The 14,520-nt window shown below is 53.0% G+C and carries 14 protein-coding genes; 7 read left to right on the forward strand and 7 right to left on the reverse strand.

Annotated elements, in window-relative coordinates; translation table 11 throughout:
- Positions 1-4: 4 nt before the first annotated feature.
- Positions 5-1,348 carry a VOC family protein gene (locus C3451_RS00660; protein ID WP_045622786.1) on the reverse strand — a complete coding sequence of 448 codons (1,344 nt, stop codon included), beginning with the start codon at positions 1,346-1,348 and terminating at the stop codon, positions 5-7.
- Positions 1,349-1,575: 227 nt separating this feature from the next.
- Here C3451_RS00660 and C3451_RS00665 point away from each other — a divergent pair, with 227 nt between their 5' ends.
- Positions 1,576-2,499, forward strand: a complete 924-nt coding sequence (locus C3451_RS00665) for a LysR substrate-binding domain-containing protein (protein ID WP_022648073.1) — start codon at positions 1,576-1,578, stop codon at positions 2,497-2,499.
- A 41-nt stretch (positions 2,500-2,540) separates the two neighbouring features.
- Here C3451_RS00665 and C3451_RS00670 read toward each other — a convergent pair whose 3' ends face one another.
- The 3 genes from C3451_RS00670 to C3451_RS00680 form a co-directional block, all read right to left on the reverse strand.
- Positions 2,541-4,232: a methyl-accepting chemotaxis protein gene (locus C3451_RS00670; RefSeq protein ID WP_045308096.1), complete on the reverse strand. Its 1,692-nt coding sequence runs from the start codon at positions 4,230-4,232 to the stop codon at positions 2,541-2,543.
- Positions 4,233-4,391: 159 nt separating this feature from the next.
- Entirely contained in the window at positions 4,392-5,510 is a 1,119-nt protein-coding gene (locus tag C3451_RS00675) for an S-(hydroxymethyl)glutathione dehydrogenase/class III alcohol dehydrogenase (RefSeq protein WP_017693450.1), read from the reverse strand.
- A 32-nt stretch (positions 5,511-5,542) separates the two neighbouring features.
- A complete protein-coding gene (locus tag C3451_RS00680; RefSeq protein ID WP_003857256.1) occupies positions 5,543-5,818 on the reverse strand; it encodes a metal/formaldehyde-sensitive transcriptional repressor in 276 nt (91 codons plus the stop codon).
- A gap of 243 nt (positions 5,819-6,061) precedes the next feature.
- Here C3451_RS00680 and C3451_RS00685 point away from each other — a divergent pair, with 243 nt between their 5' ends.
- The 5 genes from C3451_RS00685 to C3451_RS00705 all read left to right on the forward strand — a co-directional run bounded on the left by C3451_RS00685 (position 6,062) and on the right by C3451_RS00705 (position 8,271).
- Positions 6,062-6,667, forward strand: a complete 606-nt coding sequence (locus C3451_RS00685) for a hypothetical protein (protein WP_023300068.1) — start codon at positions 6,062-6,064, stop codon at positions 6,665-6,667.
- Between the two features lie 186 nt (positions 6,668-6,853).
- Positions 6,854-7,126 carry a CsbD family protein gene (locus C3451_RS00690; RefSeq protein ID WP_003857263.1) on the forward strand — a complete coding sequence of 91 codons (273 nt, stop codon included), beginning with the start codon at positions 6,854-6,856 and terminating at the stop codon, positions 7,124-7,126.
- Positions 7,127-7,317: 191 nt separating this feature from the next.
- On the forward strand, positions 7,318-7,557 hold the full coding sequence (ycgZ, locus tag C3451_RS00695) for a regulatory protein YcgZ (RefSeq protein ID WP_003857265.1): 240 nt from the start codon (positions 7,318-7,320) through the stop codon (positions 7,555-7,557).
- Positions 7,558-7,669: 112 nt separating this feature from the next.
- Positions 7,670-7,969, forward strand: coding sequence for a hypothetical protein (locus C3451_RS00700; RefSeq protein ID WP_045622789.1), 300 nt, complete (start codon positions 7,670-7,672; stop codon positions 7,967-7,969).
- Between the two features lie 38 nt (positions 7,970-8,007).
- The gene (locus C3451_RS00705; RefSeq protein WP_022648069.1) at positions 8,008-8,271 is read left to right on the forward strand and encodes a biofilm development regulator YmgB/AriR family protein; all 264 of its coding nucleotides are present in this window, start codon (positions 8,008-8,010) and stop codon (positions 8,269-8,271) included.
- A gap of 85 nt (positions 8,272-8,356) precedes the next feature.
- On the opposite strand, the gene C3451_RS00710 is transcribed toward C3451_RS00705, so the two are convergent.
- Positions 8,357-9,814, reverse strand: a complete 1,458-nt coding sequence (locus C3451_RS00710) for an EAL domain-containing protein (protein ID WP_045622790.1) — start codon at positions 9,812-9,814, stop codon at positions 8,357-8,359.
- Between the two features lie 286 nt (positions 9,815-10,100).
- On the opposite strand from C3451_RS00710, the gene C3451_RS00715 reads away from it, so the two are divergent.
- Entirely contained in the window at positions 10,101-10,985 is an 885-nt protein-coding gene (locus C3451_RS00715) for a hypothetical protein (protein ID WP_045622792.1), read from the forward strand.
- Between the two features lie 33 nt (positions 10,986-11,018).
- On the opposite strand, the gene C3451_RS00720 is transcribed toward C3451_RS00715, so the two are convergent.
- Complete coding sequence (locus tag C3451_RS00720; protein ID WP_022648066.1) at positions 11,019-12,194, reverse strand: HlyD family type I secretion periplasmic adaptor subunit; 1,176 nt, start codon at positions 12,192-12,194, stop codon at positions 11,019-11,021.
- On the reverse strand, positions 12,191-14,356 hold the full coding sequence (locus C3451_RS00725) for a type I secretion system permease/ATPase (RefSeq protein ID WP_045622794.1): 2,166 nt from the start codon (positions 14,354-14,356) through the stop codon (positions 12,191-12,193). Before C3451_RS00725 ends, C3451_RS00720 begins: the two co-directional genes overlap by 4 nt.
- Positions 14,357-14,520: the final 164 nt, after the last annotated feature.

Below are 14,520 nucleotides of genomic sequence, written 5' to 3' on the forward strand. Positions count from 1 at the left end.
GGTTTCAGAGCAAACCGCAACGCTGTTTGCTGCGCGCTTCCGCCTCCTCGTAAAGCGTAAACTCGTCGTACACCGCACAGCCGAGCGCGGCTTCGAAGGCATTGCGGCTGGCATTGCCGTGGCTGCGCGCCTGCGTTTCATTGCCAAGATTCGACTGGAAAATCCCCGCCGCGCTGACGGGCAGAAAATCCTCATAGGTGATCGGCTGCGCCACAACCCAGCCGCGTTCGATCAGCGGCTGCGGATCGTCGCCGGGACGAAACGCGTGGCGATGCGCCTCACCTGTCGGAGTCAGACGGTAGCGGAAATAAGCCAGCCCCTGACGGCGCAGGAACATTTCGCTGTCCGGGAAGGTGCTGAAGATCTCGCGCAGGTGAAGCTGATGGGTCAGGTTGTCTTTGCCGGTCCCGGCCTGATTTAACAGACGGTCGTACAGCTCGCGCCCTTTCGGCGTAAGGGCCACGCCCCGCTGCTCAATCTCACCGAAACGCGCGGTATGCGTACCCTTGTGTTCTCCCGCGAAAAGCACCGGCTCTTCCAGCGCCTTAAAGCTGGTCTGGCGCAGGAGGATCGGCACCTCGCGGCGCGGCGGGCCTTCAATCAGGATTTTCGGCTCAATGCCGTACTTCGGCATCAGCTCCTGTACCCGGTCGATATCCAGCGTGCGCGGCGTGAGATGGTTGATATGGCACCCCGGGAAACAGACCACGTCGGCTATCAGGCGATGTTCGTTGCTAAGCGCCAGATAGGTTTCCTGATCGACCGTCGCATGGCGATGCCAGCGGAAGGTTTCTAAGGCTTCCTGCACAAATTCGCGCGCCTGTGCCTCGGTAAAGTGTCCCTGCGCATCATGCAGGTCGATCAGATCCAGGCAGCGCGGCGTAAAGATGTTGCGCCGGGAGAGGATCTCTGCCGCCCTTTCGCGCAGCGCAACGTTTTCAATCAGCTCCAGGCGCAGCAGCGAGGTAAAAATGCGAAACGGATTACGGCAGAGCGCCGCATCGTCAGTCGGACGAAACGCCGTCGAGTGGACGGGCACGCCCGCCTGGGAGAGATCGTAGTAGCTGACCGGGTACATGCCCATAATGGCGAAGATCCGGCGCAGGGTGGAAAGCTCCTGCGCGGTGCCAACGCGGATCGCACCGTGACGTTCAACATTCAGGCGCGCCAGTTCGTCTGCATTTGCCAGTTGTTCATGTAAAAGTGGGTTATTTTCCAGAACCGCCAGGTTAACGTCCGCCACCAGTTCCAGCAAGGTGCCGTACTGCGGAACTTCCTGCTGGTACATCGCCGACATAGCCTGCGAAAAGTGTTCCCGAATATCATCAGCCGTGATGGTGTTCGCCATGATGTCATGCCTCCAGTGAATACTACCTGGAGTGTAGAGAAGCCCGTTCTTTTCGTTGGGAAGAATTTACAAATTGTGATCCAGGCAGACGAGTGGTCAAAGCATGGGCGTTTTCGAAAAACAGTTGTAACTCAAACAGATCAAATGTTAAAAATATTTTGCTATCAGGTTATCAAATTCAAACAACTTAACTTGTCACCCGCGTCGCTCTGTTTTTAACATCGCCTATGGAAAAAAATGGTCTGTTCAGTCAGCGCATACGCTTGCGCCATTTGCATACATTTGTGGCCGTCGCTCAACAGGGAACGCTGGGGCGAGCGGCTGAAACCCTTAACCTTAGTCAGCCTGCACTATCCAAAACGCTGAACGAACTGGAACAGCTTACCGGAACCCGTCTGTTCGACCGCGGCCGTCTGGGCGCTCAGCTTACGCTCGTAGGCGAACAGTTCCTGACGCATGCCGTTAAAGTTCTTGATGCCCTCAATACCGCCGGTCAGGCCTTAAACCGTAAAGAAGAGCAGGCCAGCGACATCGTGCGCGTGGGGGCACTGCCAACGGCGGCGCTGGGCATATTGCCTGCGGCGATCGGCCAGTTCCACCGCCAGCAAAAGCACGCCACGCTTCAGGTCGCGACCATGAATAACACCATGCTGCTGGCGGGCCTGAAGTCAGGGGAGCTCGATCTGGGCATTGGCCGGATGTCCGATCCGGAACTGATGAGCGGCCTGAATTACGAGCTGCTGTTCCTGGAATCACTGAAGCTGGTCGTGCGTCCGAATCATCCCCTGCTGCAGGATACCGTCACCTTAAGCCGCGTAATGGAGTGGCCGGTGGTAGTTTCCCCGAAAGGAACGGTTCCGCGTCAGAATGCGGAAGCGTTGCTGCAAATGCAGGGCTGCACGCTGCCTTCAGGGTGTATTGAAACGCTCTCGGCGTCTCTTTCGCGCCAGCTGACGGTGGATTATGACTACGTGTGGTTTGTGCCGTCCGGCGCGGTGAAGGACGATCTGCGACGCGGCGTGCTCACCGCGCTGCCGGTAACCTCACCCGGCGCAGGAGAACCCATTGGGATCCTGACGCGGGTAGATGCCCCGCTCTCTGAAGGCGCCCAAACGCTGTTAAGCGCCATTCGTAAGTCAATGCCTCTCTGATCCTAAACGCAGAACCCGCCGCGAGGGCGGGTCTGTCTTACTCAGAACGTTTCCCAGTTATCACCTGAGACGGCCGCCGCCGGGGTTAAAGGCGCGGGTTTTGCTGCGGTTGCGGCGGCTGTAGTCCGTCCTGCGCGCGCCCCGTTGAGACGAAACGCGCCAACGGCTTCCGTCAGACGCGCGCCCTGCTCTTCCAGCGAGGCCGCCGCCGCAGAGGCTTCTTCCACCAGCGAGGCATTCTGCTGCGTCACCTTATCCATCTCGGAAATCGCCTGGCTCACCTGAACAATGCCGCGGCTCTGCTCATCAGACGCGGCCGCAATCTCCAGCATAATATCGGTGACGCGTTTAACCGCCTCGACGATCTCATTCATGGTATTGCCCGCCGCAACCACCTCCCCGGAACCCTGATCGATAAGCGACACCGATTCATTAATCAGGCTTTCAATCTCTTTCGCCGCGTTCGCGCTGCGGCTTGCCAGGGTGCGGACTTCACTCGCCACGACCGCAAAGCCGCGTCCCTGTTCACCCGCACGCGCCGCCTCGACCGCCGCATTGAGCGCGAGAATATTGGTCTGGAACGCGATGCTGTTAATCACGGCGGTAATTTCAGAGATCTTCTTCGAGCTGGTGGAAATATTACCCATGGTTTTCACCACGCCGGAGACCATCTGCCCCCCGCGGCTGGCCTTACCGGAGGCATCTTCTGCAAGTTTACTCGCATGATGCGCGTTATCGGCGTTTTGCTTCACCGTCGCGGTGAGCTGCTCCATGCTGGCCGCCGTCTGTTCGATGGCCGCCGCCTGCTGTTCGGTTCGGGATGAGAGATCGGTATTACCCGCGGAGATCTCGCTGGTTCCACGGTAAATCTCCTCCGCCCCCTGCCGCACCGTGCCCACGGTTGTCACCAGCGCGTGCTGCATTGTTTGCAGATCGCGCGTCAGGCGGCCAATTTCGCTGCGCCCGGTCGGTTCGTCCGGCATGGTTAAATCGCCTTTCGCGATATTTTCGATACGCGTAGCGGCTCGCTGAAGCGGGTTTATCACCGTACGGCGCAGCACCACAAAGGTGATCACCGCCAGCGCCAGCGCCAGGCCAAACGCGCCGAACATAAACATCAGCCCCAGCCGGGTGCGGGTGTGAGCCTGCGCCGTCAGTGCGTTGGCGCGTTCGGTGCGGATTTTTATCGCCTTCAGCAGCACCGCGTTATAGGCATCATCCAGCGGACGCGCGGTCTCATTTTCATGGTTGATAATGGCTTCAAACATGCCGTTTTTGGCATATTTCAGCATCGGCTGCATACCGGCGATGTAGGCGTCATAGCGTGCTTTCAGATCGCCATCCAGCGCTTCATCAGCCTGAGTGCGAACGGTGCGCTTCATATAGGCGGCAAATCCATCCTGCGACTGCCTGATGCGGGTCTCAGCCTCAGCGATGTTTTGCTTCATCGCCTCCATCTCCGCGATGCGGCTCGCCGCCCCCGCGTGGATCATGTTGATACGGGCGGTGCGTAAATGGTTGGAACTGTTTGACAGACCGGTGCGCACCTGGATTTCTGCTGTGACATCCTGCTGATCGTTATCGGCCTGGAGCAGGAAATAGCCTGCCAGACCCGAGCTCAAGGCAAACAGGAGAATAATGCCACCGAGAATGGAGGAAAACAGCGGAACCAGCCGGATGTGATGCAAGAAACTCAGCTTGTGCTGCGCCTGCATCGATGTTGTGTTGTCCATGACCGTCGACTCTCTTATAGGTAAGATGCGTAAAAACACGCCTGTAAAAGAGTCATCGGCACAGCGGGGAATTAGATTACGCCTAAAAGCGCCAGACAGGTCACACTTTAGAGAAGATCAGGGAAGAAATGCCAGCGGGAAAAACCGCTGGCAGAATAATCAGTTGTCGCCGAAATGGATGACGGTACGAATGGATTTTCCTTCGTGCATCAGATCGAAAGCTTCGTTGATCTGCTCCAGCGGCAGGCGGTGCGTAATGAACGGGTCGAGCTGAATTTTGCCGACCATCGCATCTTCAACCATGCCCGGCAGCTGTGTACGGCCTTTCACGCCGCCAAATGCCGACCCGCGCCATACGCGCCCTGTCACCAGCTGGAAGGGACGGGTTTTAATCTCCTGACCCGCGCCGGCCACACCGATAATGATGCTCTCACCCCAGCCTTTGTGGCAGCACTCCAGCGCTGAGCGCATCACGTTGACGTTGCCGATACATTCGAAGCTGAAGTCCACGCCGCCGTCGGTCAGCTCAACGATCACGTCCTGAACCGGTTTGTCGTAGTCTTTCGGGTTGATGAAGTCGGTCGCACCCATCTCACCTGCGAGCTTAAATTTCTCCGGGTTGGTATCCACAGCAATGATACGCCCAGCTTTCGCCTGTACCGCGCCCTGGATGACCGCCAGACCGATCCCGCCCAGGCCGAACACCGCCACGGTATCACCCTCTTTCACTTTCGCCGTGTTATGCACCGCGCCGATACCGGTGGTGACACCGCAGCCGAGCAGACAGACTTTATCCAGCGGGGCCTGCGGATTCACTTTCGCCAGTGAGATCTCGGCGCACACCGTGTATTCGCTGAAGGTGCTGGTCCCCATGTAGTGATAGATTGGCTCGCCGTTATAGGAGAAGCGGGTTGTGCCGTCCGGCATAAGACCTTTGCCCTGCGTGGCGCGCACGGCCTGACAGAGATTAGTTTTGCCGGATTTGCAGAACTTACACTCGCCGCATTCTGCGGTGTAGAGCGGGATCACATGGTCGCCGGGCTTCAGGCTGGTAACGCCTTCACCCACTTCCACCACCACACCGCCCCCTTCGTGGCCGAGCACCGCCGGGAATACGCCTTCCGGATCGTCACCGGAGAGGGTAAACGCATCGGTATGGCAGACGCCGGTGTGAGTAATTTTGATCAGCACTTCGCCTTTCTTCGGCGGAGCAACATCAATTTCAACGATTTTCAGCGGCTGGCCTGGGCCGAACGCGACAGCTGCGCGAGATTTCATGATGTCTTTCCCTTGTTGTGAGGTGTGTGGGTTTATTTTAGATAAGAGCGCAGCAAATGGCCGACTTCCGCCATCCGCACTGCCCGCTGATCCGGGGTGGTCTCCCCCGTCACCAGCTCATCTTTGAGGTGAATTTCAACCATTTCACCCATCAGGCCATTGGCAGCACCCCGCACGGCGGCAATTTGCTGCAGAATGGCGAGACAGGGATCGCCCGACTCCAGGGCGCGTTCAAGGGCATCAACCTGGCCTCGAATGCGGCGGACGCGGGTCAGAATACGTTTTTTATCTTCGGGTGAATGCGGCATACGCCCTCCTGATACTATAGGGGGGTATGGTACCTCGTATGTTATTGCCCTGTAAACCACAAGAAAGAGACGCTGCAATGAGCACATCGCCGGCAAGGAACAAAAGATATTTAGGGTTTATTCTGGCCGCTACGAATCCTATTTAGCTCGTAATGTTAAAATTCAGCACTTATATGGCACGATGTGAACAGAAATAACATTCTCGTCACCTAACATACTGCTACAAACAAAATGGTGGTGTTAATGATTGTACTAAAGAGCTTTTTATTCTTTGTTGGCGCGGCGGTCGCATGCGCGCTTATTATACTTTGTCTTTGGGTTGATATGCGGTTTGTCGGCCATGATATTCCGGAATTATCACTGACCGAAATCATGCAGGAAACGGTATTAGCGACTATCGTGTTTCTCCATTTTCGTCTGGCGAAAATGGATGAATCCATGCGTTACTGTAATATACTGGTTGGCGGTTTTTTCCTGACGATGTTAATTCGTGAACTGGACGCGCTTTTTGACCTCATTTCTCATGGGAGTTGGGTGTGGTTCGCGCTGATTACCGCTCTGCTGGCTATAATTCGCCCCGTTATGCATTTTCGCACTACCCTGGAACAGCTGGCAAAATACACGCAATCCCCCTGGTACGGTATTCTGTTGAGCGGCCTGCTGGCTGTACTGGTCTTCTCCCGTCTCTTTGGAATGCAAGTGCTGTGGCACGCCATTCTGGAGCATGGCTATATGCGTGTCGTGAAAAACGCCGTGGAGGAAGGTTCGGAATCGTTCGGCTATATGCTGTGCCTGGCCGCATCCCTTGGCTATTACATTACCTTTCGCGCTAACGCACGAGAGAAATAGTCTCTTCCCGCTACGTAGACAGAGACGGCGAGGGAAATATTTATCCACTCCATCCTTAGGGCGTTATGGTGGACATGTAAGAAAGACATATCCTAAAAAGAGGTAATCAGGCGTCGATTTTAGCGAATTCTCTCTCACTCTTGCCATCAGCGTCTATCCTTAGACTATCAACAAAAGGAGGCTGGAATGTCTGATTTCGACACTGATAAAAATGCACAATACGCTGGCGATAAAGCCAAAAACAAACTTGATGAATTATCCGGCTCTGCACAGCAGCAGTTTGGTGAATTCGTTGATTCCCCTAAACATCAGGTGAAAGGTGCAGCGAAAAAATATGCTGCCCAGGCCAGTGATGCCGTCTCGGATGTTACTGAAGCCGTCAGAAATAACCCGTTAACGGGCTTAATCGCTGCGGGTGCGGTAGGCATCGTTCTGGGACTTCTGCTGGGACGGAAATAATTTCAGGCCCTCCGGGGCCTTTTCTTTTCCCCACGTTTTTCTCCCTCTCTTACCCCCTAATTTTGATAGTTCTTCTGAGAAATCCCCGAACTGCACGAAAAACTTGTACAATTTAGATGTACAGATTTGACCGGATAGTATAAATTCGATGCCAGTGATGTTACAAAATTGTTTGTCAACGGTGGAAAATTATGCGTCGCAACCATGCTCCCTCTACAGCAGAAAGCGCTATAACCTTGTATTTTAACAAGGATAACGTCCCAACACAGCAGGAAACCCTTGGTGCCATCGTCAGTGAGATCATCAAAGAAAATGTACAACTGAGCAGAATGACAATTTGTACAAAGCTGTTGCGCAGAATTGAAGAATCAACGTCTGACGTAGAGAAAGCGCACTATAACGGTTTGATAGCCCTCTTCTTCGAGCGTTAACCTGAACACTGTTTTTAACTTACTAAGTTAGTCATGCTGAGTGAGAATAGAGCATCTGGATGCGATGACTAACCCCATGCTACAGCCGCGTGTAGCAGAGTGAGATTAAGCTATGCATAGAACTAAATTTGAACGACTTAAGGATGACCTTATCGGTGAGGCCGTATTATCCATACTGAAAGAGAACGGACCTATTACCTTTGCGTCTCTTGCTAATCGCCTGCAGGCGATGGCTAACGTTGAATCAAATGATGAGCGTAAAAATGCATTGATTGCCGCTGAAGATGAAGTGCGCCAGCGTGTAACCGGCGTATCGCACGACCGGGGAAGAGTGATGGGCGATTATGATATTGGCCGCATGCGCTCTCTCTTTACTCACAACACGCTTCTGAGCCCAAATAAGAAACACTAATTTTAACCGAGACGGTGACCACCATGAGTAAAGCGACTATGCACCAGACGTATAATTTTGAAGCCCTGCACGATAAAGGACTGGCGGAACACTTTCTTAATGCTGGAAAGCATCTCAGTGGTGAAGTTGAAGTGTTAGGCTCGGCAATACGCTGTATTATGCTGACCGGTGACAACCTTTCGAATAAAGAGATCATCCTGCAACTGATTCACGCCCTTGAAATTACCGAGGAGCCTGAAGCCTGCGATGTCATTCGCAACACACTTGAAATTGTTGTCGGCTTTACGCGTGATGATATCTGAGAATACACTATTGCGACGGTGATTGAGTGTTTTTTACTGGTGGTCGAATACTGTAGTCTGTCGTACCACCAGCATAGCGAAGCCGTTAACTAAATAGCCGTACCATTCGATCCAACTCTTCTTCTTTAACCGCGTGGGAAAGATAATAACCCTGGAATCGCTTAACCCCTAACGCGACAAGTTTTTCAAATTTTTCTTCGCTATCGACGCCTTCCGCAACGCATTCGGTCCCCGTCATGTCGCTGTAAACCTGTATCGCTTTAATAATGCTATAGTCTTTGTCGTTAGCCACAAAGTGCTCAACAATATCGCGATCAAGCTTTAGTCCATCAACATTAATCAGTCTGATGGGCAACATAGCATGATATTTTGAAAAACAGTCATCCAGAAAAAGCCGACATCCCTCGGCGCGTAAACGCTGGAGTGTTTCGGGAATATTTTTATCCTTTGTTACGTCAATCGTTTCAGCTAGTTCAAAGACTAGTTTCCCGGCCCACTGCGGTTTGAGTAACATTTCGACGGCCTTTTTGGCCATCCCCGGCAGCGCGTTTCCCGAAGCAAGTTGAGGAGGAATGTTAACTGAAAAATAATATTTTCCATTGTATTTATTGATACCTGATACGGCCGCATGGATGACTAACGCTGTTAGCTTGAGCCATATTTCACTATTTTTTATCCCTCCCAGAAAATAGGCTGGCTTCAGGATCTCACCTTTTTTATGCCAGCGCAGCAGGATTTCAAATCCAACTCCTTTTTTATCACTATCAGTGATAATTTGATAAACCGCAAAGATTTCCCGTTTATGTAACGCTTGTAATATATCTATTTCCGTTTCCGAAAACACTTTTGTTTTATTTTTTACTGCACAAACCTCATCTCTGAAAACGCGAGAGTCGCTAAACCATACTCTGATAATATATAATTTACCCAAACCCACCTTGCGATGGGTATAAATAGTTTTATCTGACAGCCCTAACCTCTTACTCTGCTCTTTTATGGAAATACCCCGATAGAAATTCAGTAGCACGGTTAACTCGCGATGTGTTAACCCATGCAAATTTTCTTTACCCTCCTTGTCCGGTACGTTACGCAACAAGCGTGAAGGGCCAGCACGCTCATCTGTCTCATTTTTTACAAAGCCCATTATTTCTGTAATATTCTCTACCCTGATCGTGGAAAGCTTTTTTGTATTATTAACGAGACTTCTCAACGTTGCATTAAGCCATCGCTCAGGTAGTGCACCATACAGGGTGACCCTGCAAATAACTGGCAGTGCATTCAGAACGGATACCAAGCGCTTCAGGCTTTCAAGAAAAGTAGCAACGTCACGACCAAGGAAAACCGAAACCTCGGGCGATTGATTTTCCATCATTTTTTCAACGTCAACGGAACATATTTCATCCTCTTCAAAATGGAGTCGCGTGGCGTGTACGCCTCGAGATTTCAGAAGCAGGCTATACCCTTCAAAGGTGAAACCGCAGGCTGAAATAACAAACCGTTGCTTGTAGCAAGTACCTTGCACAGAAGGTAAATTTTGAGACATAACCTGCTCCTGAGAATACAAACATCATTCCCATATGTAATTAAAGCCAATATTCCTTGTCGCATTGAATAATTTTACCGCACCCCATTTGGTTAATAAACCGTTATCAATGTTATGCACATGAACATCTTTGCGTTAATCAACCGACTCATCCATATGCAGCATAAATATCATTTTCTTTTCATATAACAACAGTAACCAGGACTTTCTCAAGGTATAATGAAAATTCCGAAAAAGAAGTCCGGACACTTCTTCTCATCGGCTCAGACAAAAAAGAGAAAATGCTATGGATAATCACATCTCATCCAGAGCTTTGCTACATCGACGGGATGTCATTAAAAACAACCCGCGATTTAGTGAAGCTATAACAGAACATTACAGAATCAATGACGCCATTTATAAAAAACAACCCCTGTTCTACAAAACGATGCTTCAGGAATCACGGTTCAATATAATACTCTCAATATGTTGTTTTGTTTTTGGCAATCAGGCTGAGTCGGTCTCGGAGATTAAGGCACTGTGCTCACGCTATAATATCGCCAGCCCTAACAGCGTTATTGCAATCATCACCATACTTAAAACCACCGGGCGAATTAAGACCTGGCGCTGTACCGAAGATCGGCGAAAAACAAAAATCGCGCCTACGGAAAAAGGACTGGATGAGCTTAAACGCTATATGTCCGGGGCGTTCACGCCTGTTAGCATTCTTTATCCGACATTCAACATTAATGTTAATCTTCTGGACAATGGCACACTCAGGCACAACTTTTTCCGGCGCGCCGCAGAATACCTTTTCCGCGGATTAACATTCAGTAAAGTACTTCCGGAGGTGGGTTTATTTATTGATAAGGATGGTGGCCGGATGATTATGCTCTATCTCTATTTGCAGGCCATTAAAAACAAAACAGCATACGGTGCCATAATAGCTTATTCAGCCAGCACACTTGCAAAAGAATTTTTCGTCTCGCGTATTCACGTCAACCGCATTATCAAATCGGCACAGGAGGCTGGTTATCTTAAAGATCGCGGCGATGGCCGGATGTCCATTTACCCGGCATTTATCGAACTTGTCGAAAATTATGCCGGTTTATATTTTGCCTATGTCACACATTACATCAATGTGGTGCCAAAAGAACGACGCCATGCTGCCAACATGACGTCTACACTCTGATCTGACGGGCGTTCGGCTTGCTGAACGCCTTTTTTATCGCTCGCGCAGCGCCTCTTTTGCCTTATTTAACGGTTTCAGCAGATAATCAATGACGGATTTACTGCCGGTTTTGATATCAACCGTAGCTATCATGCCCGGAAACACCGGGAATTCCTTGCCCTGCCGGTTAGTCAGATGGTTACTGTCTGTACGGATATAAACGCGATAATAATAAACATCCCGTTTCACCTCGTCCTGAAGGGTATCCGGTGAAATCATCGTCACCTCCCCCTCCAGCCCGCCGTAAATGGAGTAGTCATAAGCGGTGATTTTCACCAGCGCTTTTTGCCCGGGATGGATAAACGCGACATCGCGCGGCGAGATTTTTGCTTCTATCACCATCTGGTCATCAAGCGGTACCAGGCTCATCAGTTTGCCGTTCGGCGGGATCACCCCGCCAACCGTCGTCACGTCAATGTCTTTCACGATGCCACGTACCGGCGCATTAAACGTTAAGCGGGTGAGTGAGTCTTCGCGCCCTTTCATCACCGAACGCTGCGCTTCGATTTCCGCGTTCGCTTTCGCCAGTTCTTCGCGGGCGCGAACGTAGTACTGGTTTTTCATCTCGGTGATTTTGCTCTCCAGCTCATTTTTTTGGCGTTCAAGGCGTAAGACTTCGACCTTACTGGCCGCCCCCTGCGTCACCAGCGGGCGCGTTAATGCCAGTTCACGCTGCACGAGATCCGCTCCCTGGCGTAAACCCGCCAGCCCTTTTTCAAGGCTTTCGCGACGAGACTGGTAAAGCGCCGTTTCCTGTTTAACCAGCTCAACGTCGTCATCCAGCTCTGCCGGGAATGTCAGCCCGGTGTCGTTCACTTCAGCATTCAGACGCGCGGCTGTCGCCATCGCAGCATTTAATCGAGACTCGCTCTCAAGCACGCTGGACTCGGTTTTCGTCCGGTCCAGTTGGGCAAGCTGTTGACCACGCTCGACGATATCGCCTTCGCGCACCATCAGACTGTGGATAATCCCCCCTTCCAGGGACTGGATCACCTGCTCGTGGGAGGACGGGATCACCTTGCCACTGCCCGTAGTGACCTCATCCAGCTGGAACAGGCTGGCCCAGGTAATAAACACCACCAGCAGGGCAAACAGCGACCATGCCACCAGCGACGATCGCGGCAGGCGGGGCTCCTTCAGTCGGCTATTAAAGCGGGAGAAATCATTCATGCCACGCCCTCCGTTTTCAGTTTAACCGTGCGCTGCGGCGCCTGCTGCGGGGCCATCCCGTGCTGGCGTAAAATGGCATCACGAGGGCCATCCATCACCACTTTGCCGTTTTCCAGCACGATGATGCGGTCAACCAGGTCCAGAATCGGCAGACGATGCGTCGCCACCACCAGCGTCCGGCGCTTACCGAGCCACTGGTGCAGATGCTGGATAAACTGCTTCTCGCTGACCTCATCCAGCCAGGCGGTGGGTTCATCCAGCAGCAGAATATTCGGCGAGGTGATCAGCGCGCGGGCCAGCAGCAGCGCCTGACGTTGCCCGCCGGAAAGCCCCATTCCGCCCTCGTTGATGATGGTGTTCAGCCCCATTTTCTGCTTGCGCACAAACTCCAGCGCGCCGCTATTGACCAGCGCCTGATGGATTTCCTCGTCTGTCGCCAGCGGATTACCCATCAGGATGTTGTCGCGTACGGAGCCGAAGAACAGCCTCGCCTGCTGACTGAGCAGCTGCATATCGCGGCGTACGTCAGCCGGGTCAAGATGATTGAGAGCAATATCGTCCAGCAAAATGCTGCCCTGCTGTGGCTCCTGCATTCCCGCCAGCAGGTGCAGCAAAGTGCTTTTCCCCGAGCCATTCCGCCCGAGCACCGCCACGCGCTCCCCGGCGCGAATGCGCAGTTTGCTGACGTTCAGCACGGTGAGCTTCTCTTCTTCGTCGTAATAAAACCCGACGTCGTCCAGCTGATAATCACCGCGCAGGTGGGCTTTATGCACTTTTTTGCCGTGCTGGGGATCGTCAATCGGACGCTGCATCAGGTCATCCAGTCCCTTGCGGGCCACCTTTGCTGACTGCCAGCGGGAGAGCACGCCGGAAATCTGCGACAGCGGCGCAATGGTGCGGGACGCCAGAATCGAGGTGCCCACCAGCGCACCGGTGGTCATGTCGCCGCTGATGACCAGGTAACAGCCCACCAGCAGCACCACGGCGTAGACGATAGATTGCACCTCCTGGGTCCAGGTCAGCAGCAGCCCCGTCAGCCAGCGCTGTTTCATGCCGACGCTGGCGGCAACGTCATTGGTGTTATTCCACTGGTTCTGGAACCGCTGCTCGGCGCGCATCAGCTTGATGTCCTCAAGCCCCTGCACCGCTTCCACCAGCGTGGCGTTACGAATCGCCGATTCACGCATCCCTTCGCTGGAGAGTTTTCCCAGCGGGCGCTGCACCAGCAGGCCGGGAATGAGCAGCAGCGGCACGGCCAGCAGCACCACCAGCACCAGCGGGCCGCCAATCATCCACAGAATGAAGACGAACAGCAGGAAGAACGGCAGATCGGAGATGGCTGCAATGGTGGTGGAGGTGATCAGCTCCCGCACCGACTCCAGCTCGCGGATCTGGGCGATAAACGACCCGGTCGATTTCGACCGTGCGCCGTTTTTAATCCGCAGGGCGTGGGCAAACACGCGCTCGGAAATACGCAGGTCGGCGCGTTTCCCTACCACATCCGAAATATGCACCCGCAGCATGCGCATGATGAATTCAAACACGATAGCGATCATCACGCCCCCAAACAGCACCCACAGCGTGGCCTCCGACTGGGACGGCACCACCCTGTCATACACCTGCATGGAAAAGACCATGCCGGAGAGCGCCAGCACGTTGGCGACCAGCGCCACCAGCATAATGTCGCTGTAGCGACGCCAGTCTTTCAGCGCCAACTGCCAGAACCAGTTTTTCTCATAGGGTTTGATGTAATCATCCACGCGCGCATCCGGCGTGGACTCCAGGGGACGCAGCACCATCAGCCCTTTTAACCGCGAACCGAGTTCGTCACGCGTCAGCGTCGTCTCCAGGCCGCCGTCGCCGCTGAACTGCACGCTGATGTTCCCTTCGTTGTCCATACGGTTGATGACCGCGATTTGCCCGCCGGTGAACTCCGCCAGCAGCGGTAAGCGCCACGGGTCGAGCGATACGGCTTCCGCCGCTACCCAACGCATCCCCAGCCCAAGCTGGCGCGCCATCTCCTCCAGCACCAGCTGGCGCGAAGACTGGCTTTCATGTTTAATCGTGACCCGAACATGCTCCGCCGAAAAATCCAGCCGATAATATTTCGCGATGATGAGCATGCCCTGCAACCAGGGTTCGTACTGTGGATGTGTCTTCATAATGCTACGTCCTGTTCAGGGCGATGATTTCGCACTGAAATGATACATTTGCGAGATGATTAGAAATCGAACGTTGCCTAAACGAGCCCGCAAAATAATCTTGTGAAATAGAGGGTTATGGCTATTAATGTAAAGAAACGCAAAAAGCCGCGAGGATCGCTCCC

The organism is Enterobacter sp. 301B (genome assembly GCF_003850715.1).
Classification (GTDB): Bacteria; Pseudomonadota; Gammaproteobacteria; order Enterobacterales; family Enterobacteriaceae; genus Enterobacter; species Enterobacter intestinihominis.